We start from the raw sequence: 22,332 nt of genomic DNA, 5'->3' as shown, positions 1-22,332 counted from the left end.
CCTCTACCTCTGCTTCGCCGGCGCAATACCGGCCAATTCCATTACCTGTGTCTCATCGACGCCCATACGCAGCGCTTCGGATGCGGCGCAGACAGTTTCATATTCATTCTGCTTGATCTTAAACCAGCATACCATGACCATAGCCGTCAGCGGATACTGATGCATTTTTTTTAACGCCTTTCGATTAAAAATTCTGCGGAAATACTGTTCAACCCAGCACGGATCCAACGTCCACTCGCCCCCCTCTTCATGAGGATTAAGAGCGTCTTCATATTTCCAGCCGCTCCAGTCCGAATAGGCGTTTATATCCTTATCGAGGATAGAGAGCGCTGGAGCGGCGAACAAATCTTTTTCATTCTTATGATCGTCGGCAAATATCAACTGAGCAATAATATCATCTTTTTTCATATCGTAATAGACTTTAAGACGCATCGCCCAAATAATATTTTTAAAAATTATGTCCTCAAGTATAAAATCGCGCACAAACGGGCGCTCCGAACGCGGAAGCTCGTCTATGGACTTCCAAAGATTTTTTACGTACTGAAAATCAAGCTTTTTGTCCAAGGCCTGCATATCCTGAGCGGAAGGAATTCTATCGTACCAATAAAAAGGCGTGTTTTCCGTAATCTTAACCAAATCGGGCCATTCCTTATAATTTATTATATTATAAGGACTTACGTCTATCACTTGTGGCATGTTTTTTTCATTTTTGGAAAGAGCGGTCGCAATGCTTTTTAAATTCTCATAATCGTAATACTGCAAAAGCGACAAAGACACCGCGTCGGGTTTGGGATACATAGCCAGCAATTTTTTGTATTGTAAAATAAATTCCTGCAAAGCCTTTCTTTCGATCTCTTCGGCAAGCACTTGGCCGGGTACCGAAGGCATTTCTTGTGTAAAAAGAAGCGCCCACAATTCAGGCAGAGAATGTACTGAAAATAACTTTATTGCTTTAGGCCCTACAAACGATTTTTGTAGCATTCCGTTTGCCTTTGCATTTACATATGCGGCAGCATCAGAACGACTCATTTTTTATCCTTACACCGCAAACAAAACGGAATCCAACAATGCGTTAAAAGCGAAAACGTCCTTTTGAATTTTGCTTACGCCGGATTTATAAGAGTCAAGAGCCTCGTTGTGAGAGGCCTTGATTTCAGAGATCCTCGTCTGAAGATCTTTCTCCAGTTTATCGATCAGGATTGAATACTTTTTTTTATATTCCTCATCAGCTTGAGCGCGAGCCGACGTAAGGCGCTTTGACGCTTCGCCTTGAGCATCCGAAACAAGCTGCATAGCTGTTTTTTCTACACCAAGAAGATGATCGATAGCATTCATTTCATCTTTTTCCATACTCATCTCCGCAAGGTTAAAATTTTATTTCCGGATTTTCTAGTAATCGCTCTCCATCGCTTCTTCATAAGAGCGAATCGCGTCATATACTTCCTGCGGAGATTTTTTTTGCATAAGAGCCTTGCATAATTCCTGATGATGAAGAAGATCGGCAAATTGCTTCATTATTTGAAGATGTCGTTGCGTTTCCTTAGGAGCGAAGAGCAGCATAAAAACGATATGCACGGGCTTATTATCCATAGCGTCATAGTCGACTCCCGTAAAGCTTATCCCCAAGGCGCCGACAACGCCGTTTACGGACGGACTTATGGCATGAGGAACCGCGATCCCCGGCATGATCCCCGTGGTCATTTTATTTTCACGTTCTTTTAACGCCGTCAAGGCTTCCTGACGGCTGATATACGGCTGGGCAGAGACAATAACTTCAAGCATTTCTTCAAAAACTTCGTCTTTATCTTCGCTTTCCAAACCGACGATAATATTCTCCGGAGGAAAAATATCTGCAAACATACTAAATCCTTAAAATTATTTTGCTGAAGAATCCGAAGTATCCTTCCACCATTCGGAACTCTGCCCCGAAGCCTGTTCAACAGACTGCGCCGCGCCCGATAAGTCGGTTTTGACGGCGGGCTTTTTATTCAACAAGGCAAGACCGAAGGCCGTAATAAAAAACAGCGTAACCAAAACATAGGTTGTTTTGGTCAATATATTTGCTGAGTGTGAGCCGAACGCATTGGAAACTCCGCCGCCTATAAGGCCTCCCATACCTTCTTCATTCTGCACCAGAACCAGCAAAACCAGCAGGATACAGATAATAACGAATACGACCAGAAGGATAATACCAATAACACCCATATATAAAACTCCAAACTAAATATTAGCGCTATAATAGCTAAAATAGTAGAATTTGTCAAACAAACGAGAACATCATAACGGCAATGCGCTGACGGCTTGTGTGCAGCAGCAAGTGCGGATAGCTGTAAACGGTTTGCAGCGGCTACGACGCTTTGTTGAATCGTGCGCAAAGAGCGCACTGATTCAACAGTCGTCCAAAATTGATATTTTGTTCGACTGTTAAATTTTAAAGAACGCAGATGGGCACAAAGGTGTCAGCGGCAAGAGAAGCTCCTCCGATCAGCCCTCCGTCTATATCTTCCATTGCAAGAAGTTCTTTAGCGTTTGACGCTTTCATTGAACCGCCGTACTGTATGACGACGGCATCGGAAGCGGCCTTGCCGTACATTTTTTCAATATGCTTTCTGCAAAATTTATGTATGGCTTGTGCGTCGTCGGGAGTTGCGGTCTTCCCCGTTCCTATCGCCCACACGGGCTCATAGGCTATGGTGACGTTTTTAAGCTGATCTTCGGACACGCCTTTAAGCCCTTCGGTAAGCTGAGCGGCGCAAACCTTTTCGGCATTTCCCGCCTCTCTCTCTTCAAGAAGCTCTCCTATGCAAAGGACGACTTCAAGTCCCTTTTCCAAGGCTTTTTTAACTTTGGCGTTGATAAGAGAATCGCTTTCGCCCATTTCATGGCGCCTCTCCGAATGCCCGAGGATCACGGATTGCACTCCTATGTCTTTTAACATATCGGCGGAAACTTCCCCCGTATGCGCGCCGTTATCCGTAGCCGCCATATTCTGCGCTCCTAAAAGGATGTTCGATCCCTTCAGGACGGGAGCGAGCGCGTCAAGATACACAAACGGCGCCGCAATCATATACTTGTTGGGCTTTCCTTTCAGTTCCTTAACAAGGGCTTTAGCAAGTTCAAGAGACTGCGCCTTGTTAAGATTCATCTTCCAATTCCCTGCAATATAATGTTTTCTCATATTTTCTCCGATCTTTTTCCGAATAAAATCATTTCGTTTCCAAAGCGGCAATACCGGGAAGGGTTTTCCCTTCAAGGAATTCAAGGGAAGCTCCGCCGCCGGTGGAAACATGGCTCATCTTATCCGCAAGGCCGCATTTGTTCACTGCAGCAACGGAATCTCCGCCGCCTACGACAGTCATAACGCCGCGGCCGGTAGCTTTTGCAACAAGTTCCGCAACGGCCGCCGTTCCTTTGGAAAACGCTTCAAATTCGAATACTCCGACGGGGCCGTTCCAAACGATCGACTTTGCGCTTTCAATAGTCGTTTTGTACAAAGCGATGGTTTTGGGTCCTACGTCAAGCGCCATAAGATTGTCGGGAATATTTACATCGTCGACGACAGTCGGAGCCGCGTCCGCGCTGTACTCTGCGGCGCACACGTGGTCTACAGGAAGAATAACTTTTACACCCTTATCCTTTGCGTCCGAAAGCAGTTTTTTTGCCGTGTCCGCAAAATCGTCTTCGACAAGAGATTTACCCACCTTGTATCCCTGTACTTTAAGGAACGTGTATGCCATGCCGCCGCCAATGACAAGGGCGGAAGCGTTTTTGAGCAGGCTTTCAAGCACGGCGATCTTTGAAGACACTTTTGCGCCGCCTATAATCGCGACCATGGGTTTGGGAGGATCCTTCAAAAGCGGTTCAAGATATTTTATTTCTTTTTCCATGAGGAAGCCCGCAACATTTACTTTCATAAATTTTGCGATGGAAGCCGTAGAAGCGTGATCGCGGTGGGCCGTGCCGAAAGCGTCGTTTACATAGATTTCGCCGTAGGAAGCAAGTTCTTTTGCCATCTTATCGCGCTCCGCGGCGTCTTTTGAAGTTTCTTCGCTGTGAAAGCGCGTATTTTCAAGCATCATAACGGCGCCTTCGGGAAGAGCGTCCACTGCGGATTTTTGTCCGAGAGAATCTTCGGCAAAAAACACTTTACTGCCTAATTTTTTTTCAAGATATTCGGCTACAGGTTTCATGCGGTTTTTACCGTTTATGAACTTTTCTTTATCGGCTTCGGTAAATGTTTTTCCGGCCTTTTCGGCTTTTTCAGCGGCTTTTTTTACGTCCTTTGCGGGGTCTCCCAGATGGCTCATGAGCACAAGGCTTCTGGGCTTTTGTTCAAGTATGTACTTTATGGTCGGAAGGGCGGCCATAATGCGCGTATCGTCCTGAACAACTCCTTCTTTCATAGGAACATTGAAATCGACGCGCATAATGACGCGCTTGCCTTTTAAATTTACATCTCTAACCGTTTTTATCATAACATCCTCCAATAAATTGCGGCATTGCAGAAAATGTCGATTTCTGAAAATGGCGCAAACAGCGCGCTCTTTGCGCACAGTTATAAATCATTTCGTATAATCAAATATACCTCTTTTTAAAATAAGGAGCAATGCGCCGGCCGCTTCGCATTGCGTTCCGACTTTTTATCCCGATATTTATTTCATGCGCGTGCGGTTCCGATTGTATATTTACATTTTCTTACCCGAAACGAACACCTGCTTTATATTTACGTCGTTATCGAATATCAAAAGATCGGCTTCTTTACCTGCCGAAATTGAGCCCGTCTTTTTTTCAATGCCCATAAAACGCGCAGGCAAAAGGCTTGCCATGCGGACGGCCTTCCACATCGGAAGAGAGGCCTTATAGACCATCGTGCGGACAGTTCTGTCCATAGTGCAGACGCTTCCGGCAAAGGAAGTACGGTCAGGCATTTTGGCAATTCCCCCTTCGATTATGACTTCCTGTCCGCCTATCTTTGCTCCCAAAATGGAAGGGCCTTCGGGCATTCCAGCGCCGCGCATGCTGTCCGTACATATACAGATGTGATCGTGATCTTTGAGCTTAAGGATCATCTTTAAAAGATCGGGCGGTAAATGCATACCGTCGGCGATCAATTCTATGGAAAGACCGTCCATGATATATCCCGCTTCTATCGTGCCGAGAATACGAAAACCGCCCTTCCTTTCGATACCGGACATGCCCGAATAAAAATGCGTAAGGTGAGTAACTCCATGATCGTACGCTTTGGAAATTTCATCATACGTGGCGGCCGTGTGTCCTGCCGCCATCATTATTCCCGCTTTATAAAACACGTCGGCCATTTCCAAAGCGCCGGGAAGTTCCGGCGCGAACGATATGCGGCTTATGATGCCTTCGCCTTTTTCAAGAATCGGCATATAGTTTTCGGGTTTAGGATTTTTTATATATCTGGGATCCTGAGCGCCTTTTTGCACCATATCAAAAAAAGGACCTTCCAGGTGAAGACCGGGAAGATGCGGCAACTTATTCTTGTTTTTCTTCACTTGCCTAAAACAGTCAAAGGTTTTAAAAAGCGCTTCGTCGCTGCTTGTAAGCGTAGTAGGATAATATGTGGTAGTGCCGTATTTTAAATGAGCGAGTGCGGCTCCTTCTATGTCTTCAGGACTTCCGTCCATATTGTCAAAACCGCCGCCGCCGTGCGTATGAATGTCTATAAAACCGGGAGAAATAAAATCGCCCGCGCAATCCACGACAGTTTCGCCGTCTTTAGGAGCGAAAGCGCCGTTTGTCCCGGTAACGGAACCGTTGCAGCAGGATTTGTCGGCATTTTTTTTACATTCACCGACTTCAACTATCTTAGTTCCCTTTGTACGAACAAAACCGTTTTGTAAAATTCCGCTCTCAAGTATAACTCTTGCATTTATGAATAACATATATTTACCTCGTATAATCACTTATAGCCAGCTTTTTATCGTTCGTCAAGGAATTTGCCGCACCGTCCGATCGGGCGCACTGCCGTTCTATCGCCGCGACGTTCGGTTTATGCACTGTCGCTCAGTTGTCAGTTGATGCACTTCCGCTCGGTTCGGACACTAAGCGGCAGGAAAAATAAAAAATGAAAATTTATCTTGACAAGTGTTAAAACAAAGGTAAAATATAGTAAAACGCTAACGGTAACGTTTTCTTATTTGGAGGTACAAAATGAAAAAATTGGTCGCGTTTGCAATGATAGCGCTGACTGCGGTAGGGGTCGTCTTTGCTACAGATTCCACAAAAGCAAAGGCTACTAAGGTGATCAAGCTTAAGCTTGCCGAAAATCAACCGGCGAACAACCCCGTGTCTAAGGGTGTAAAAATGTTTGCCGATCTGGTCAAAGCAAAGACCGGCGGAACGGTTGAAGTAGATGTGTATTTGGACGCACAGCTCGGCAACGAAAATGAAACAATCGACCAGGTACAGGCCGGAACGCTCGACTTTGCGCGCATAAACACATCCGCCTTGGCGTCGACGGTAAATGAAGTGGGCGTATTCACTCTGCCTTATATCTTCACCAGCACGGAGCAAAAGTACAAGGTTCTTGACGGAAAAATCGGAGAAGATATTTTAAATACCATGCGTGCCAAAAACAACATAATAGGCCTTAACTTTTTGGAATCCGGCTCGCGCAATTTTTATTCTACAAAAAAACCGATAAAATCCGTAGCGGATATTAAAGGAATGAAAGTCCGCGTCCAGCAAAACGAAGTGGCCATAAGAATGGTTGAACTTCTCGGCGGAGCGGCAACTCCGATGGCATACGGCGAAGTCTACCAAGGTTTGCAGACGGGCGTTATCGATGCCGCTGAAAACGACTTTGTTTCTTATTACACTTCGGGACATTATGAAGTTGCCAAGTATTTTTCTTTGGACGGACACATGGCTCCTCCGGCGCTGCTTATCATGAGCACGGCCGCATGGAAAAAGCTTAACGCCGACCAGCAGAAAGCCGTAAAAGAAGCTTCCCGCGAAGCGGCTCTTTGGCAGAGAAAGGCAATGGATGATTTCCAAAACGAATCCCGTGCGGCGGTAGAAAAAGCCGGTTGCAAAGTATTTACCGTTGATGCAAAAGAATTCCAGAACGCAGTAAGTGAAATTTACAACAAATATCCTCAGTATAAGGATGTGATTGCAAAGATAAAGGCAGTAAACTAAATCCTTGAACGAAAACAGGCCGAATTTCGGCCGAATCATTTATTTATAATCATTTAATAATATTGAAGCATTAAGAAATTGGAGCTGTCCGGGAACTTCGGTTTTCGGACAGTTTCCTTAATTTAATATCACGAGGTTCAATAGTGGAAGCAAAAAAAGACAAACTGTCAAAGATTCGTTCCGCATTAGATCGCACGATTGAAGTGGAACAGAGTCTTTGCTGCTACATTCTAATAATTGAGGTTGCTATAACCTTTGTGCAGGTAGTTCTGCGTTCCTTCGGCAACCCGTTCAGCTGGTCTGAAGAAGTTACTCTGATGTTTTTGGTGTGGTTCGGATATCTGTGCATTCCCATCGATATTTACACGGATTCACATGCGGCGCTGTATTTTGCGTACGGTAAGCTGCCGCCCGTTGTAAAAAAGTTTCTCGATCTTGGGCGACACGGAATTTTGGTATGGTTCAGCATTCTCATGATTAAATACGGAGCAAAGATAACCGCTTTGAACATAGCGAAAAAACAACCGGCGACGCAATTATCGCAAGGACTTTTGTTTGCTCCGCTGGTAGTCGGCGGTATTCTTATGGCAGTATATGCAGCGTTTAACTTTGCCAGCGTTTGTCTTAAGCCGCTAAGCGAATACGTAGTCGACAAAAATGCGGTAAAAACTATCGACGAGATGAACAAAGAAAGGGGAGGAAATTAAAATGGCAAGTCAGGCAATCGCTACGTGGATACTTTTTGGCTCGCTTGTCGTGCTCATGGTATTCCGCTTCCCCATATCTTTCTGTTTGGGCGTTTCTGCCCTGTTTACGGCCACGTATCTGGGGATTCCGTTTTTTAATCTTTTTCAAAAAATGTCTACGGGCATTACGAGCTTTACGTTTATGTGCGTGCCGTTCTTTATAATAATGGCGCAGATCATGACCGACGGAGGAATAAGCGACCGTCTAACAAAATTCTGCAACGTTCTGATCGGCCGAGTAAGGGGCGGAACCGCGATCGTAAACTGTGTAGTTTCAATGTTTTTCGGCGGCATATCGGGATCTTCAATAGCGGACGTTTCTTCGATAGGCTCTTTTTTGATTCCGTCGATGATAAAAGAAGGATACGACGCGGATTATTCCGTTGCCGTAACATGCACAAGTTCGGTGGAAGGCGTTATAATTCCCCCCAGCCAAAACATGATATACTACATCGTCGCAGCCGGAAGCGGTCTTTCCGTAAGCACGATGTTTATGTGCGGCTACATTCCGGGAGTGCTGCTTACTCTTGCGCTGTGTATATGTTCCTTTGTGATCGCGGTAAAAAACAAATATCCCATAAGTCAAAAATATTCATGGAAAGAAAATATTGTAATAATACGCGAAGCGGCTCTGGGCTTGGTTACGATCCTTATCGTAGCCGTAGGCATTCTTGCAGGATTTTTTACGGCGACAGAAGCCGGCGGAGTTGCGGCCGTATACGCTTTAATAATTACGATTTTCGTATACCGTACGATGAATTTTAAAAAATTCGTTCAATGCCTAAAAAAAACTCTAAGAACGCTAAGCACCGTCATGGCGATAATCGCTACGAGCAGCGCTTTCAGTTACGTGCTTGCATATCTAAAAGTTCCCACTAGAGTAGCTTCTTCGCTGATGTCGGTATCAAGCAACCCCGGAGTTGTAATGCTCCTTATGGTTATCATGATGGTATTCCTAGGCTGTTTTATGGACATGGGAATTCTTTTGATACTTCTTACGCCCATTCTATATCCGGTGGCGATGTCTTACGGATATAATCCCTATCATTTCGGACTGATCATGGTTCTTACGCTTGGACTCGGACTTTTAACTCCGCCGGTAGGGACTTCTCTTTGGGCCGGATGCTCTATAGCGAATATGCCCATAGAAAAAGCAATCAAAGGTTTTATGCCGTTCTATCTTACATATTCGTTTATTCTGGCAATAATAATCCTGTTTCCGACTATAACGCTTATGTTGCCGCGAGCGCTTGGATACATATCATAGGAAAACGCTTATGGACGGCAAAGTGACGCTTAAAGACATTTCGAAGGCCACAGGATATTCGCTTATTTCAATACACCGCGCAATTTATAACAAAGAAGGTTTAAGCGAAGAAACGCGAAAAAAAATCTTAAAGGCTGTCGAAAAGACGGGATACCGAGTAAACTACATGGCGTCCGCGCTAAAAAGGAAGACCATAAAAATTGCCTTGATAATGTGCGAAGGCAACACAACCGGCGACTATCACAATACTATGCTCGCCGGCTGCCGCATGGCAGCCGGCGAATTTGCAGGGCTAAACTGCACAGTCAGTGAATTTTTATATCCGGCCGGGCTCATAGGCGCAAAACAGGAATGCCGCATTCTTGATTCCCTGTTATACGAGCATCCAGAAGAATACGACGGTCTTCTCGTAGTCCCTGAAAACACAGGCAGAGAGCTTTCTCTTTGCCTTAACAAGCATATTGCGCAGGGGACGCCGGTCATTCTTATCGACAATAAGTTTGAAGACATGAAATATCTTTGCTGCATCTCTCCGCGAAGTTACCTTATAGGCCGTCTGGGGGCGGAATATCTGTGCAAAACTTCCAGTCCCGGTAAAATCCTTGTGGCTTTAGGGGACGAGACGTCAAAGACGCATCAGGAAAACGTAGAAGGTTTTGAAGCGTATATAAATGACAATAAGCTCCCGTTTTCATGCGTGTATATTCATGACCCATACGATGAAGAAGAAGAAACGGCTCTCATAGATTCCGCCGTGCAAAGCGATCCTGCGATAACGGCCATGTATACTGTCCGTGAAAAAAATTCGCATGCGCTCGCAAAGGTGGCTTCCCGCTATCCCCAAAGAAAATTCCAAGTGCTTGCGAGCGATCTGTGTCCTTCAAACGTACAAAATCTGAAAGAAGGCATAGTAAGCGGCGTCATCGACAAAAATGCGTACCAAAGAGGATATTTAGGGATGAGCACCTTGTTCGGCTATGTTCTTAAACACGAAAACCCCAAGGCAAAAATATTATCCGTTCCGGTATCTATCGTAATGCAAAGCAATCTTCCCTTTTATGTAGGAGAGATGGGATCGGGGATCTGTATATCCTCGACCGAAATATAAAATTTTACCTTATTTTTGGAGGAAAATAAATGTTTACTATCAGTGTTTCACAGTCTCCACAAGAGCTCGGACAGGCGGCTGCAAACCGCATAGCGCTTGAGATCAACAAGGCGATAAAAAGCAAGGGGCACGCCCGTATCGTCCTTTCGACAGGAGCATCGCAGTTTGAAACGATCGACGCCCTCATAAAAGAGGATGTGGATTGGAGCAAGGTAACCATGTTTCATCTTGACGAATATGTAGCCTTAGCGGAAACCCATATCGCTTCGTTTCGTAAATATCTTAAAGAACGCTTTGTGAGCAAAGTGAATTTAAAAGAAGCCGTCTTTGTGAACGGAGAAGGCAATATAAAAGAAAACATTGCTTACATAACCAAAAGACTTACGGAGGCGCCCATAGACGTCGGCGTGATAGGAATCGGAGAAAACGGGCACATAGCCTTTAACGACCCGCCTGCGGATTTTAATACCAAGGAAAGCTACATAGTGGTAAACCTTGATGAAAAATGCAAAAACCAGCAAGTACACGAAGGTTGGTTTAAGACAGTCGCCGACGTACCTGATCAGGCTATTTCCATGACCGTACATCAGATCATGAAAAGCAAGGTGATAGTGTCTTCCGTTCCGCATGCGGTTAAAGCCGACGCTATTTTAAAAACGCTTACCTCTCCGGTCACAAACAATGTGCCAGCCACCATAATGAAAACTCATCCGGAATGGTATCTTTTTATTGAAAACGCTTCGGCGGAAAAGGCATTTCCTTTAAAATAAGGAGGATTAAATCATGCAATCGAATTTTAATGTTGAGATTTTCCCTTCAAGGGATGAGATGGGAAAAGCCGCCGGCAAATGCGCCGAGCGGATGTTTATTAATGCGATAAAGCAAAAAAACAGCGGTATAGTGCGGGCAATCTTTGCGGCGGCCCCAAGCCAAAACGAAATTCTCGCCTTTCTTGCAAAAAGCAAAAAGATCGACTGGTCTAAGGTAGAAGCATTCCACATGGACGAATACGTAGGACTCCCGGCGGATGCTCCCCAGGGGTTCGGAAATTTTTTAGACGCCCACATATTTTTGAAAGTTCCCTTTGCAAAAGTACACTACTTACGTCCGGCGGGAAACCCTGAAAAAAACATAAAGGCCTATGCCGCGGAGCTTAAAAAGGCTCCGATCGATATTTGCCTTATGGGAATAGGTGAAAACGGACATATAGCGTTTAACGATCCGGCCGTAGCGGACTTTCACGACGGAGAAACGGTAAAGATCGTAGAGCTCGACAACACTTGCAGAAATCAGCAAGTACACGACGGATGCTTTAAACAGCTGTCCGACGTTCCGAAACAAGCGGTAACTTTAACGGTCCCTACCCTTTTCAAATCGGAACACATAGTATGCACCGTTCCGGCGTCGGCCAAAGCCAAGGCTGTAAAAGCAACAATCTTAGGCCCGTGCAGTGAAAAATGTCCCGCTTCCATTTTAAGGCTGCATCCGGATGCAAATATGTTTTTGGACGCCGAAAGCGGAAAATACGTTTCGGAATTTTTATAATTTTACGGAAGGTGTAAATTGAACGGCGCTAAATAGGCGCAAATAAAAAAGGGCTGCCCGGAAGTTATTCAAAACCTCGCCGCGGCAGCCTCTTTTTATGCCGCATCGATTTTCCGACACGGTTTTATCTTATAAAGTTTAACAGCGTTCTATACGTTAGTTTTATACGCTATGGCTATGCGGCGAAGTTTTTAAAACTCGTCCGCATAGCGCGCAAAAAATTTTATTTTTTTGCTACAACTCTTACCATTTCAAGAACTTTGTTTGAATATCCCCATTCGTTGTCATACCATGCGCAGAGCTTTACGAATGTCTTATCCAGCTGTATTCCCGCTTTTGCATCGAAAATCGACGTATGAGAATCTCCGCGGAAGTCGGTTGAAACTACGGAATCTTCGGTATAGTCGAGAACGCCCTTGAGTTCGCCCTGGGCATATTTTTTCATCGCAGCGCAAATTTCTTCATAGGTTGTCTCTTTATTCAGCTCACAGGTGAGGTCGACAAACGACACATCGGAAGTAGGAACACGGACGGACATACCGGTGAGCTTGCCGTTAAGTTCGGGTAAAACCTTTCCTACGGCTTTTGCAGCGCCTGTCGAAGATGGAATCATGTTTTCAAGGATTCCGCGTCCGCCTCTCCAGTCCTTTTTCGAAGGGCTGTCGACCGTTTTCTGAGTCGCGGTGGCGGCATGAATCGTCGTCATAAGTCCTCTCTTAATTCCGAATTCCTTGTTTATAACGTAGGAAAGCGGAGCCAAACAGTTTGTCGTGCAGGAAGCGTTGGAAATAATATCCTGTCCGGCATATGTTTTGTGGTTTACGCCGTAAACGAACATCGGCGTTGAATCCTTTGATGGAGCGGACATAACGACTTTTTTGGCGCCGGCTTTGATGTGACCGCGCGCCGTTTCGTCGTCAAGCCACAATCCTGTGGACTCAACGATAACTTCCGCCCCTACGGCCTTCCAGTTAAGATTTTCTACGACTTTTTCCGCAGTAACACGGATCGGAGAACCGCCGTCAATTATCATATTGCCGTCTTTAACTTTGACATCGTGTTTGAAATGTCCGTGAACGGAATCGTATTTTAACATATAAGCCAGATAATCGGCATCCAAAAGATCATTTATACCTACGATCTGGATATCTTTGTTAAAATTCTCGATAGCTGCACGGAAAACCATGCGTCCGATACGGCCGAAACCGTTAATGCCTACTTTGATCATAATTGTATGACTCCTTATTCAATCTATAATATTAAAAGCTTCTTATAGCATAATAATACCCTTTTTCATTTTTTACTTCAAGTAGCAAATCTGCGCGTGTCCGCGTGCAGCAAGGCGCCGCGGCATCGCGTTCCGCGTTATCCTATAGCCAATCGAATACAAATTTTTCAGTTATTTTTAGAGCCGGCGTCGATAGCGACGGAGCCCAGCCACGTAACAAGGCTGTAGTACGGCGTGTAAGAAGCGTCGCGTCCGACGGAAATTGCATACATGTTTACATACCAAACATTGTCGAAAGGCGATGAAGAACCGTATACGTCGTCGTCGCCGGTTGAAGGTGTCGCGTTGTTCTCATAATTTGCATATGTATTTGCTCCCCGCCCGAACTCAAACGTGCGCCTGTTATCGTATCTAACGGGTTTCCAGCTCTGTTCCGTTCCGGCGATGATAACTTTCGAGCTGAAATTTGAATCTGTTCCATAGGACATAAGGCGTATGTAAACCGTTTGCGCTCCATTATTCGCGATTAAAGGCGTCCTGCTACTACCGGCGGAAGTTCCTACGGGTTTATAAGAATATGTTTCTATCACCCGGCGCGCAGAAGCGGTGCCGTTGCTTAAGGTATTCAAAGCGTTTACGGAACTTATGTGGGAATTCATTTCAGAGTAACTTGAGTAGATCTTATAATATACGGCGGTTCCTTCGGCAATAAATTCACCGGAACTACTGTTGGACGCCGTTCCGAATCTGAAATATTTTTCCGTATAGTTTGAAGTACTATAGTCAGGTGTGTGATAGGCTACCGGAGGATCCAGCGCAAAATATTCTTGTAAGCCGCAAGCTTGGAAAAATAAAAGGAACAAGACGCATGCCGGTATCGAAAAAAGAATCCTTTTACGTTTTCCAAGTATAAATTTTTTCATACCAAATTACATATTGGTCAAATATCAAGTTTAAAATTTAAACTAATAACGCTATGCTTTCTGCAAAAACGCCGTTAGGCTTCGCCTCACGGTGTATGCCGCGGTCGAGCTTTTATTGTAATTTTCCTTGGGCTTGAAGCGCAATAATGCGGTTTTTCGCAAGCTTTGCCCATGATTCCGACGGGTTTTTATCCACAATCTTTTTATAAGACGCTTCGGCGGAAGTAAAATCCTGTTTTTCTTCCTGAAGTCTGCCCAAACTGAACAATGCATGGGAAAGTTCTAAAAAATCCTCGAACTTTGACGCTTCGTCATAATATTTTATCGCGCTGTCGGAATCGCCGAGTTCTTCGCTGCATACGGCGGCGTTAAAATACGCAAGCGGCGCAATATAAGATTTTTTTGCTTTTGAAGCTGAAGCAAGCCATTGTGTGCGGGCGTTCATATAATCTTTTTTCTGAAAATATATTTCTGCGCAAAGCATCGAGGCGCGCGCACCCACAATACCGCCCTTAGCCGTGAATTCCGAAAGTTCTTTGAGGGCGTCGCCGCGGCGCGCCTCAAGCTCCGCCTCTGAAAGATCCGAAGATTTATCGGTCAATGAATAAGTGATTTTATCTATCTTTTCAAGTCCGGCTTCCACATTTTTTCCGGAAACGGTTGCAATAACGGCGTATGCCAAAATCACCGCCGCCGAAACGGCAAAAACGCACAAAATTATTTTTCTGTTTTTTAAAATAAAATTTCCCAATACTTCGGAAAATGTTTTTTTTTCAATTTTTTCTTGCGCCATACAAGACTCCTGCAAAAGATACAATTTTTATCGTATCCGGTTAACTTAATTTAACGACAAATATCCGCCTTACTTACGGTCTTTGTCTTCGCGGACGTGCAGCTCGTTCAGCAAGCGGGAAATATAAGTCCGCTGTATTCCCAATATCTTTCCAGCCTTAGTCTGATTCCAAGACGTTTCGTCAAGAATCTTACAGATATATGCTCTCTTGAACCTGCTTAAAGCGGCTTTTAGCGTTCTGTCTTCCGTCGAAGACGGATTTTTCTCTTCGGCGGCAACTTGTCCGCACGCCGTTCCGGAAAAGCTTTTTGAAAACCGCAAGTCCCAGTCTTGAATGAACGGCTCTTCGCCTAAAATACAGGCATATTCCACCGTATTTTTAAGCTCACGGACATTTCCCGGCCAATAGTAGTCGTGCAGAGCTTTAGCGGCGGACGACGAAAATCCCGAAAATTGCTTCTTTGTCTTTCGGCCGAATTTTTTCAAAAAAAACTCGGCTAAAGGTTCTATATCCTCTTTCCGTTCCCTGAGCGGCGGAATATTTATAGGAAACGTATTGAGACGGTGATACAGATCGATCAAAAACCGCCCGTCTTTTACAGACGCCTCAAGATCACATTCCGCAGACGCAATTATCCTCACATTAAAAGCGGCCGTCTTATCCGAGACTGTCCCTGAAGATTTCGAATAAGGCGCCATGCGATCCAGCAAAACAGTCTGAAGATTGAGCGGTAGTTTTTCTATTCCGTCAAAAAACAAGGTTCCGCCGTCCGCCGTTGCCAACATCCGCTCGTAATTTTTTATCCGATTCTCAAAAACTCCTTCCTGCAAAAAAGCTATACAATCCGCACGGACAAAAGGAGCGTTTTTGCGTTTGCTTTTCAAATGCAGCTTTCGCGCAAAAAAGTTTTTTCCGCTTCCGTTTTCACCGGTCAGCAATACCGGCGCATCGGAAAGAGCGACCGATTCCATTACACGGTAAAGATCCGAGATCACTCGGCTCTTAGCCGTAAAAGCATTGGCCGGACGCTCCGCATAGACTGCGTTTGCAGATATTACATCGTCGGTATTTTTTGAAACATTTCCTTTTCCGGTGTCTTCATTCAAGCAAAATACTTCAAATGCTCTAAGATCATCGCCGGCAAACAATATTACAGTCCCTCATTCAAAGGGGAGAACCGCCCAAAAACTTCAGCTTTTGAACGGTTTCCTTGATTCATACGCGAATAAAACCGATTAAACTTGCGGTAACTCAGCTATTCGTTGTTTTTTGTCTTCATAAAATCGCCGAGCGTATAGGCGCCGTCGTCATCGTCGGAAGATGAAGACATATAGCGTGAAATCTCGTCACGCTGCTGCTTCTTTTTGTATTCCCTTACGGAAAAAGCGGCTTTTTCCTTATCCACGTTTATGTCGACAACGTATACGTTAATCTTATCGCCTACGTTGTATTTTTTAACGGCTTCTTCAAAGGGAACTTCCTTGTCGTCGCTCAAATTCGATTTGTTTACAAGACCTTCGATACCGGACGGAGCTTTGACAAACAGTCCGAAATCCGTGATCGAAGTTATCTCGCCTTCAAAAGTCGAACCCTGTTTGTAATCCGCTGCAAACTGCTTCCAAGGATTGCTTTCCAGCTGCTTAAGTCCTACGCGTATGTGGTGATTTTCAGGGTCGTTTTCTATGATTACAACCTTGACATCCTGCCCTACGGAAATTTCGCTACCGGGGTGTTTGACTTTCTTTGTCCATGAAAGGTCGTCCACATGAAGGAATCCGTCTATTCCGTCTTCGATTGAAACAAAGGCTCCCGCATTTGTCAATTTTACAACCTTTCCGTCTATCTTGGTTCCTACAGGATATTTTTCAGCAATGGAATCCCACGGGTTTTCGGTAACCTGTTTCAGTCCCAAAGAAACGCGACCGGCCTGAATATCGTAGCCTAAGATCATGCATTCGATTTCATCGCCGACTTTAACCATGTCGGAAGGCTTATTGACCTTTTTCGTCCATGAAAATTCGCTTATATGCGCAAGCCCTTCGATACCTTCTTCCAGCTCTATAAAAGCGCCGAAATCGGTAAGTTTCGTAACCTTTCCCTTTACTACGTCGTTTACATGGTATTTTTCTTCAAAATGCACCCACGGATCTTCAAGGAAATGCTTTAAAGACAGATTTATGCGTTTTTCTTCAGGTTCAAGCCGTATGACTTTAAGCTCCACTTCCTGACCTTTTTTTACAAAATCCTTAGGCCGGGTAACATGTCCCCAACTCATATCATTTATATGCAAAAGACCGTCAAATCCGCCGAGATCGATAAAGGCGCCGAAACTGGTAAAACTCTTTACAACGCCTTTTACGGTGTCTCCGATTTTTACCGTTTCAAAGAATTTTTCACGGTTTTTATCTATTTGTTCTTCAAGATATTTTCTGCGATTTACGACGACGTTTGCCTTGTTGTCGGAATAAAGCCGCTCTATATAAAACGGAGATTTCAGTCCTATCAGGCTTTCAGGCTTTTCAACTTTTTGGCTGTCCGCCTGGCTTATCGGCAGGAACGCGTGAATATCGCCGCCGAGGCTGACCTCATAGCCGCCTTTTACAACCTTTGAAACGGTTCCCGTAACCGGCGCTTTTTCGTCAAAAGCTTTTCGGATATCTTTCCATATCTGCTTTGCGTCCGCCTTTGATTTGGAAACTTCAGGACCATTTCTGCCGTTCTTTCTAAGAAGGACGACCGTAACCACGTCCCCCACTTTAGGCAGAGCATCTGCAAACTCCGTAACGGGGAGTCTCGCCTCCGACTTATATCCGATATCAAGAAAGACTGAATCCGCAGTTACCTGAATGACATTTCCGTCGACAAGCTGTCCGTCTTCCAAAACACCGAGAGTTTTCAGAGATTCTTCAAATTGTGTCTGGATACTGCTCTTGGGAGTCTGAGCCGCATCTTTTTCCACTTCCATTTCTTCCATTACAAACCCTTTTTTATGAATATTATTTAAGATTATTGCACAAACCTGTTCTATGGTCAAGTCTGAGGTATCTATGTAAACGGCGTCATCGGCTATCTTAAGGGCGCCTTCCGCTTTATTTTTATCGCTTTCATCGCGTTTTTTAATCGCTTCTTTTATTTCTTCCAAAGATAATTTGCTCACGCCCTGATCAAAGCGCCGCTTGGCCTGCACGTCTATCGAAGCGTCCAGATAAAACTTATGTTCGGCGGTAGGAAACACTACCGTCGTCATATCGCGGCCTTCGCACACTATGCTCAGCGAATCGGTGATCTTGTGCATGAGATCGTTCACCAAGTGCCGCACGGCGATTATCGAAGAAACCTGCGAAGCATGCGCCGTCACCGAGTCTTCATGAAGGCGGGATTCAACGTCAACTCCGTTTAGTATTAGATGGGAATTTACATATTCTATTTTTTGCTTTTTGCAAAAATCCGTGATAGCGTCTTCGTCTTTATTTTCAGAAAGGTCGAAACCCGCTTCAAGCAGTGCGAGCGTCAGCGCACGGTAAAAGCTGCCGCTGTTCAAGTATAAAATCCCGAGTTTTTGCGCGATAAGATTTGCTATTGTGCTTTTTCCTGTTCCGGCAGGACCGTCGATCGCTATGATCATATCATTCTCCGTAAATATTCATTGCCGTTTGCAAAGGCTTAATAAGTTTTTTATTTCAGACGGGGCAAGTTCTCTGAATTCCCCGGGCTTCAAGTCTTCCAAAAGCAAATTCCCGATTCTTACTCTGGTCAACTGTTTTATTCCTATTTCCATAGATTCAAAAACTCTCCGGATTTCCCGATTTTTACCTTCCGTAAGAACTATCTGCATGCGCCTGGCGTTCAGCTGCCGCGCGTCAACGCAGCGGTAAAAAATTCCGTCTACGCGGAGGCCTTTTTTAAATTCTTCGGAAAGAGTTCTCGGAACGGCAAGGCTTGTGTCTACGACGTATTCCTTTTCGATTTCCGCAGACGGGTGCGAAAGTTTTGCCGCAAAATCTCCGTCGTTCGTAAAAATAAGCAGCCCGGAGCTGAACATATCGAGCCGCCCTACATTATACAGCCTTTCTTTAAAATGTTCTTTCAGTAAATCCGCAGCGACGGGACGTCCTTTTTCGTCGGAAAGCGAACACACGTACCCCGCGGGTTTATTCAAAAGCACGTAGCGTTTTTTCTCTTCAAGGGCGACAGGTTTCCCGTCAACGCAAACGAAGTCAGAAAGCGAAACCTTTGTTCCAAGTTCGCTCACCGTGTTTCCGTTAACGCTGACGCGCCCTTCGGTTATAAGTTTTTCGGCGCTTCTGCGGCTGGCTATTCCACAGCGGGCGATAAAAGCCTGCAAACGTATAGTATCTTTTTTTTCGCTCACAGAAGCATTTTCAGCGGGCAAGCTCAAAGCGTTCGTTCTCCTCATCGTCAAGCCGCGGCAAATCCGCAATGCTGTTTAAGCGGAAAAATTTTAAGAATTCCTTTGTGGTGCCGTAAAGAGTGGGCTTTCCCGGAATGTCTTTTTTGCCCACTTCCTTTATCAAATTTCTTTCCATCAAAAGCCTGATCATTGTGTCGGCGGAAACTCCGCGGATAGCTTCTATTTCCGCACGCGTTACAGGCTGAGAATAGGCTACAATGGAAAGAGTTTCTATGGCGGGTCTAGATAATTTTCCTTCGTTTTTGTTGCCGTATTTTTCTTTTAATACGTCCCAAATATATTTTTTAGGAACAAGAGACCAGCCGCCCGTGATTCTTGCAAGATCTATGCCGGAATTTTCAGATGCATATTTTTCTTTAAGAATTTCAATGCAGCGGGAAACCACTTCTTCCGACAACTGCGCCGAAGCTGCAAGAGCCTTTTCGGTTTGAGGTTCATGCTCCAAAAACAACACCGCTTCAACCAAGGCGGATTCTTTTAATAATTCCAACTCGTACCTCTAAAAAACATGATTTATACGCACAACCTTGTCATGCGGCCTTGTAGCGGCATATCTTTATATCACCGAACAATTTATTTTGATAGATGCTGGCCATCTTAAATTTAACCGCTTCAAGGATCGCCATAAAAGCGCATATTATGTCCATTTCGTTTCCGCGGCGCACGATCAATTCCGTAAACATGAATTCGCCTTTATTGTCCAACAGTTCCGATATCAGCGTTATCTTTTCATTGATCGAAACTTCTTCATACATGTTGATTATTTTTTCGTTGGAATACACGGCGACCATGTCATGAAAAATTTTCTGCATTTGCTGCAACAAATCCCAAGTGTCCACCTTTTTCCACTGGGATTCTTCTTCTTCAAACGGCAAAACGCACTGAAATTTCTTTCTTTCAAAGCTCCACTCGCCGGCTTCTTCTTTTTCTTCCATCAGGACGGAAAGTTTTTTAAATTTTTGGTATTCGATGAGTTTGGCGACAAGTTCCTGTCTGGGATCTTCGATGTCTTCGTCGTCCCCGGTTATTTCGATGGGGAGCAACATACGGCTTTTTATGTAGATAAGCTTTGCCGCCCAGCTGTAAAATTCCGACAGATCGCTTAAATCGGTTTGAACGGCAAAATCCAAGTATTCAAGATATTGTTCCGTAATCTGTGCGATGGGAATGTCATATATGTTGACTTTGCTTTCACGTATGAGAGTCCACAATAAGTCGAGGGGGCCCTCAAATTCTCCCGCGGTATACTTCCGCCTGCTTTTAGCCGCAGTCTCCGTGTCATTCGGTAAGCCCGCAGAACCTACAGCGCTTTTAACCGAATTTAAATTCCTGTTTGTATCCATCCGCCGCCTCCGGGAAATATTTTTTAAGGAATTTTGCAAACTGCATGTACAATTCCACGCCCTGCTCGGGCAAGCGCTCAAGCTTATCGGCAAAAATTTCCCTGTCTATAAAATCGGCAGATTTCGGTAAAATCTCCAGTATCGGAATTAAAACAAATGCTCTCTCATAGAGGCGCGGATGCGGTATTTTAAGATCATCTTCATCGACATTCAACTTGCCGAACAATTCTATGTCTATATCCATCGAACGCGGTCCGTTCCTTATCTCATGCCGTCTGTCGCGTCCGAGAGCGGATTCGATCTTGTGAATTTCGGACAAAAGATCCTTGGGGCTAAAAGAATCGTTTACAAAACCTATCGCCGCCATGTTAAAAAAATCGCTTTGGTCGGTAACATACATCGCCTTTGTGCGGTATACCGACGAAAAAAGAGTATCTTCTTGCGAACAAGAAAAAAAAAGACCGCGTAAAAAAATGCAGGAACGCCCCAAAAGCTCTACGGGAGACAGACCTTTAAAAGGCGTGTTCGAGCCGAGTCCCAATACAACGGGGATCATTAAAATAATTCGGAAGGAGGAGTTTCACCTTCGCTTTTTCCCTGCTCCTTTGCTATAGCGGAACCTTTAGGCGTAAGTTCTACACGGCTGTCAGCAGCGGAGCGCATCTTTGCAGAGGCTTTTGCGGCGGCGATCTTTCCCGAAGGGAGCATTTCCTTGGCTTTTAAAACCTGAAACGGAAACAGAGATTCTCTAAGCTGTGTTTCAATCTTTTGAGTAAATTCCTTGTTCTGCTCTAAAAATGCAATCGCGTTTTCCTTTCCCTGCCCGACTTTTTCTTCGCCTGCCGTGTACCAAGCGCCTTTTTTGTCTATAAGACCGTGTTTTACGGCGGAGTCGAGCAGACTTGCTACGGCGGATATTCCCTTGCCGAAATAAATATCGATTTCAACCTTGCGGAAAGGCGGAGCGACCTTGTTTTTTACAACTTTTACGCGCACGTGATTACCGACCGCTTCTTCGGAACTCTTGCTTTCTATGGATTCTATGCGGCGGATTTCAAGCCTCACCGAAGAATAAAATTTAAGAGCGTTTCCGCCCGTAGTAGTTTCGGGATTTCCGAACATCACGCCGATCTTCATGCGTATCTGGTTTATAAACACAAGGATGGAATTGGATTTTCCTATTATGGCCGTAAGCTTTCGCAGCGCCTGGCTCATAAGGCGGGCCTGAAGCCCCATGTGGCTGTCGCCCATTTCACCTTCGATTTCGGCTTGAGGCGTGAGCGCCGCTACGGAATCTATGACGATTATGTCCACGGCGCCGCTTCTCACAAGGCTTTCCGCAATTTCAAGAGCCTGTTCGCCCGTGTCCGGCTGGGAAACCCACAGTTCGTCTATGTTAACCCCCAAAGCCTTTGCGTACTGGGGATCAAGCGCGTGTTCCGCGTCGATAAAAGCGGCGATTCCGCCGAGCTTTTGCGCTTCGGCGATCGCATGCAGGGCGAGCGTAGTCTTACCTGAAGATTCCGGCCCGAACATTTCAATGATGCGGCCGCGCGGATAGCCGCCGATTCCAAGCGCTTCGTCAAGCAAAATAGAGCCTGACGGTATTACGTCTATGCCGGCCGTGTTGGCCTTTGTCCCCAGCTTCATCAAGGAACCCTGACCGAATTGTTTTTCGATTTGAAGCCTAGCCGCCTCAAGAGCTTTCATTTTTTCGGACTGTTCGCCGGCTGCCGGAATATCTTTGCTTTCTGCCATTTTACTGCCTTCCCTCCCACA

The 22,332-nt window shown here is 45.1% G+C and carries 23 protein-coding genes; 6 read left to right on the top strand and 17 right to left on the bottom strand.

From position 1 onward, the window contains the following. Nucleotides 1-3 precede the first annotated feature (3 nt). The 7 genes from HRI96_RS03540 to nagA all read right to left on the bottom strand — a co-directional run bounded on the left by HRI96_RS03540 (nucleotide 4) and on the right by nagA (nucleotide 5,909). Nucleotides 4-1,029 carry a V0D/AC39 family V-type ATPase subunit gene (locus HRI96_RS03540; protein ID WP_210118147.1) on the bottom strand — a complete coding sequence of 342 codons (1,026 nt, stop codon included), beginning with the start codon at nucleotides 1,027-1,029 and terminating at the stop codon, nucleotides 4-6. 9 nt (nucleotides 1,030-1,038) lie between these two features. Continuing rightward, nucleotides 1,039-1,350, bottom strand: a complete 312-nt coding sequence (locus HRI96_RS03535) for a V-type proton ATPase subunit G (RefSeq protein ID WP_210118146.1) — start codon at nucleotides 1,348-1,350, stop codon at nucleotides 1,039-1,041. A gap of 39 nt (nucleotides 1,351-1,389) precedes the next feature. Then, nucleotides 1,390-1,860, bottom strand: coding sequence for a PTS sugar transporter subunit IIA (locus HRI96_RS03530; protein WP_210118145.1), 471 nt, complete (start codon nucleotides 1,858-1,860; stop codon nucleotides 1,390-1,392). Nucleotides 1,861-1,875: 15 nt separating this feature from the next. Then, nucleotides 1,876-2,205 carry a preprotein translocase subunit SecG gene (secG, locus tag HRI96_RS03525; protein ID WP_210118144.1) on the bottom strand — a complete coding sequence of 110 codons (330 nt, stop codon included), beginning with the start codon at nucleotides 2,203-2,205 and terminating at the stop codon, nucleotides 1,876-1,878. A gap of 226 nt (nucleotides 2,206-2,431) precedes the next feature. Further along, complete coding sequence (tpiA, locus tag HRI96_RS03520) at nucleotides 2,432-3,178, bottom strand: triose-phosphate isomerase (protein ID WP_210118143.1); 747 nt, start codon at nucleotides 3,176-3,178, stop codon at nucleotides 2,432-2,434. A 28-nt stretch (nucleotides 3,179-3,206) separates the two neighbouring features. Next, complete coding sequence (locus HRI96_RS03515) at nucleotides 3,207-4,475, bottom strand: phosphoglycerate kinase (RefSeq protein ID WP_210118142.1); 1,269 nt, start codon at nucleotides 4,473-4,475, stop codon at nucleotides 3,207-3,209. A 210-nt stretch (nucleotides 4,476-4,685) separates the two neighbouring features. Continuing rightward, complete coding sequence (gene nagA, locus HRI96_RS03510; RefSeq protein ID WP_210118141.1) at nucleotides 4,686-5,909, bottom strand: N-acetylglucosamine-6-phosphate deacetylase; 1,224 nt, start codon at nucleotides 5,907-5,909, stop codon at nucleotides 4,686-4,688. A gap of 268 nt (nucleotides 5,910-6,177) precedes the next feature. On the opposite strand from nagA, the gene HRI96_RS03505 reads away from it, so the two are divergent. From HRI96_RS03505 to HRI96_RS03480, 6 genes are all read left to right on the top strand, one after another. After that, nucleotides 6,178-7,167: a TRAP transporter substrate-binding protein gene (locus HRI96_RS03505; protein WP_210118140.1), complete on the top strand. Its 990-nt coding sequence runs from the start codon at nucleotides 6,178-6,180 to the stop codon at nucleotides 7,165-7,167. Between the two features lie 143 nt (nucleotides 7,168-7,310). Then, nucleotides 7,311-7,874, top strand: a complete 564-nt coding sequence (locus HRI96_RS03500) for a TRAP transporter small permease (protein ID WP_210118139.1) — start codon at nucleotides 7,311-7,313, stop codon at nucleotides 7,872-7,874. 1 nt (nucleotide 7,875) lies between these two features. Beyond that, a complete protein-coding gene (locus HRI96_RS03495) occupies nucleotides 7,876-9,180 on the top strand; it encodes a TRAP transporter large permease (protein ID WP_210118138.1) in 1,305 nt (434 codons plus the stop codon). A 10-nt stretch (nucleotides 9,181-9,190) separates the two neighbouring features. Further along, on the top strand, nucleotides 9,191-10,288 hold the full coding sequence (locus tag HRI96_RS03490; RefSeq protein ID WP_210118137.1) for a LacI family DNA-binding transcriptional regulator: 1,098 nt from the start codon (nucleotides 9,191-9,193) through the stop codon (nucleotides 10,286-10,288). A gap of 29 nt (nucleotides 10,289-10,317) precedes the next feature. Then, entirely contained in the window at nucleotides 10,318-11,058 is a 741-nt protein-coding gene (locus HRI96_RS03485) for a 6-phosphogluconolactonase (RefSeq protein WP_210118136.1), read from the top strand. 13 nt (nucleotides 11,059-11,071) lie between these two features. Then, nucleotides 11,072-11,833: a 6-phosphogluconolactonase gene (locus HRI96_RS03480; protein ID WP_210118135.1), complete on the top strand. Its 762-nt coding sequence runs from the start codon at nucleotides 11,072-11,074 to the stop codon at nucleotides 11,831-11,833. A 223-nt stretch (nucleotides 11,834-12,056) separates the two neighbouring features. Here the strand turns inward: HRI96_RS03480 and gap are convergent, their stop codons facing one another. The 10 genes from gap to recA form a co-directional block, all read right to left on the bottom strand. Further along, nucleotides 12,057-13,061 carry a type I glyceraldehyde-3-phosphate dehydrogenase gene (gap, locus tag HRI96_RS03475; RefSeq protein WP_210118134.1) on the bottom strand — a complete coding sequence of 335 codons (1,005 nt, stop codon included), beginning with the start codon at nucleotides 13,059-13,061 and terminating at the stop codon, nucleotides 12,057-12,059. Nucleotides 13,062-13,228: 167 nt separating this feature from the next. Next, entirely contained in the window at nucleotides 13,229-13,984 is a 756-nt protein-coding gene (locus HRI96_RS03470; protein WP_210118133.1) for a hypothetical protein, read from the bottom strand. Nucleotides 13,985-14,096: 112 nt separating this feature from the next. Further along, on the bottom strand, nucleotides 14,097-14,777 hold the full coding sequence (locus HRI96_RS03465) for a tetratricopeptide repeat protein (protein WP_210118132.1): 681 nt from the start codon (nucleotides 14,775-14,777) through the stop codon (nucleotides 14,097-14,099). A 69-nt stretch (nucleotides 14,778-14,846) separates the two neighbouring features. Further along, the gene (locus HRI96_RS03460) at nucleotides 14,847-15,884 is read right to left on the bottom strand and encodes a sigma 54-interacting transcriptional regulator (protein WP_210118131.1); all 1,038 of its coding nucleotides are present in this window, start codon (nucleotides 15,882-15,884) and stop codon (nucleotides 14,847-14,849) included. Nucleotides 15,885-16,033: 149 nt separating this feature from the next. Continuing rightward, nucleotides 16,034-18,403: a 30S ribosomal protein S1 gene (gene rpsA / locus HRI96_RS03455; RefSeq protein WP_210118130.1), complete on the bottom strand. Its 2,370-nt coding sequence runs from the start codon at nucleotides 18,401-18,403 to the stop codon at nucleotides 16,034-16,036. Between the two features lie 18 nt (nucleotides 18,404-18,421). Next, entirely contained in the window at nucleotides 18,422-19,195 is a 774-nt protein-coding gene (locus HRI96_RS03450; protein ID WP_210118129.1) for a pseudouridine synthase, read from the bottom strand. Next, the gene (gene scpB / locus HRI96_RS03445; protein WP_210118128.1) at nucleotides 19,161-19,700 is read right to left on the bottom strand and encodes an SMC-Scp complex subunit ScpB; all 540 of its coding nucleotides are present in this window, start codon (nucleotides 19,698-19,700) and stop codon (nucleotides 19,161-19,163) included. Before scpB ends, HRI96_RS03450 begins: the two co-directional genes overlap by 35 nt. A 40-nt stretch (nucleotides 19,701-19,740) precedes the next feature. Beyond that, nucleotides 19,741-20,553 (bottom strand): segregation and condensation protein A, encoded by an 813-nt coding sequence (locus HRI96_RS03440; protein WP_210118127.1) that lies wholly within the window; start codon nucleotides 20,551-20,553, stop codon nucleotides 19,741-19,743. Continuing rightward, nucleotides 20,522-21,109, bottom strand: a complete 588-nt coding sequence (gene folK / locus HRI96_RS03435) for a 2-amino-4-hydroxy-6-hydroxymethyldihydropteridine diphosphokinase (protein ID WP_210118126.1) — start codon at nucleotides 21,107-21,109, stop codon at nucleotides 20,522-20,524. Before folK ends, HRI96_RS03440 begins: the two co-directional genes overlap by 32 nt. After that, nucleotides 21,109-22,311: a recombinase RecA gene (gene recA, locus HRI96_RS03430; protein ID WP_210118125.1), complete on the bottom strand. Its 1,203-nt coding sequence runs from the start codon at nucleotides 22,309-22,311 to the stop codon at nucleotides 21,109-21,111. Before recA ends, folK begins: the two co-directional genes overlap by 1 nt. Between the last annotated feature and the right edge of the window lie 21 nt (nucleotides 22,312-22,332).

This window comes from Treponema parvum, from assembly GCF_017893945.1.
Lineage (GTDB): Bacteria > Spirochaetota > Spirochaetia > Treponematales > Treponemataceae > Treponema_D > Treponema_D parvum_A.
This window is presented reverse-complemented; position numbering and strand designations above follow the sequence as displayed.

Coding starts and splice junctions, on each gene's coding strand:
- HRI96_RS03480 (WP_210118135.1), top strand. CDS start 11,072: ATGCAATCGAATTTTAATGTTGAGATTTTCCCTTCAAGGGATGAGATG.
- secG (WP_210118144.1), bottom strand. CDS start 2,205: ATGGGTGTTATTGGTATTATCCTTCTGGTCGTATTCGTTATTATCTGT.
- HRI96_RS03440 (WP_210118127.1), bottom strand. CDS start 20,553: ATGGATACAAACAGGAATTTAAATTCGGTTAAAAGCGCTGTAGGTTCT.
- gap (WP_210118134.1), bottom strand. CDS start 13,061: ATGATCAAAGTAGGCATTAACGGTTTCGGCCGTATCGGACGCATGGTT.
- HRI96_RS03505 (WP_210118140.1), top strand. CDS start 6,178: ATGAAAAAATTGGTCGCGTTTGCAATGATAGCGCTGACTGCGGTAGGG.
- HRI96_RS03540 (WP_210118147.1), bottom strand. CDS start 1,029: ATGAGTCGTTCTGATGCTGCCGCATATGTAAATGCAAAGGCAAACGGA.
- rpsA (WP_210118130.1), bottom strand. CDS start 18,403: ATGATCATAGCGATCGACGGTCCTGCCGGAACAGGAAAAAGCACAATA.
- recA (WP_210118125.1), bottom strand. CDS start 22,311: ATGGCAGAAAGCAAAGATATTCCGGCAGCCGGCGAACAGTCCGAAAAA.
- HRI96_RS03465 (WP_210118132.1), bottom strand. CDS start 14,777: ATGGCGCAAGAAAAAATTGAAAAAAAAACATTTTCCGAAGTATTGGGA.
- HRI96_RS03495 (WP_210118138.1), top strand. CDS start 7,876: ATGGCAAGTCAGGCAATCGCTACGTGGATACTTTTTGGCTCGCTTGTC.
- HRI96_RS03485 (WP_210118136.1), top strand. CDS start 10,318: ATGTTTACTATCAGTGTTTCACAGTCTCCACAAGAGCTCGGACAGGCG.
- nagA (WP_210118141.1), bottom strand. CDS start 5,909: ATGTTATTCATAAATGCAAGAGTTATACTTGAGAGCGGAATTTTACAA.
- HRI96_RS03530 (WP_210118145.1), bottom strand. CDS start 1,860: ATGTTTGCAGATATTTTTCCTCCGGAGAATATTATCGTCGGTTTGGAA.
- folK (WP_210118126.1), bottom strand. CDS start 21,109: ATGATCCCCGTTGTATTGGGACTCGGCTCGAACACGCCTTTTAAAGGT.
- HRI96_RS03490 (WP_210118137.1), top strand. CDS start 9,191: ATGGACGGCAAAGTGACGCTTAAAGACATTTCGAAGGCCACAGGATAT.
- HRI96_RS03450 (WP_210118129.1), bottom strand. CDS start 19,195: ATGAGGAGAACGAACGCTTTGAGCTTGCCCGCTGAAAATGCTTCTGTG.
- HRI96_RS03535 (WP_210118146.1), bottom strand. CDS start 1,350: ATGGAAAAAGATGAAATGAATGCTATCGATCATCTTCTTGGTGTAGAA.
- HRI96_RS03515 (WP_210118142.1), bottom strand. CDS start 4,475: ATGATAAAAACGGTTAGAGATGTAAATTTAAAAGGCAAGCGCGTCATT.
- HRI96_RS03470 (WP_210118133.1), bottom strand. CDS start 13,984: ATGAAAAAATTTATACTTGGAAAACGTAAAAGGATTCTTTTTTCGATA.
- tpiA (WP_210118143.1), bottom strand. CDS start 3,178: ATGAGAAAACATTATATTGCAGGGAATTGGAAGATGAATCTTAACAAG.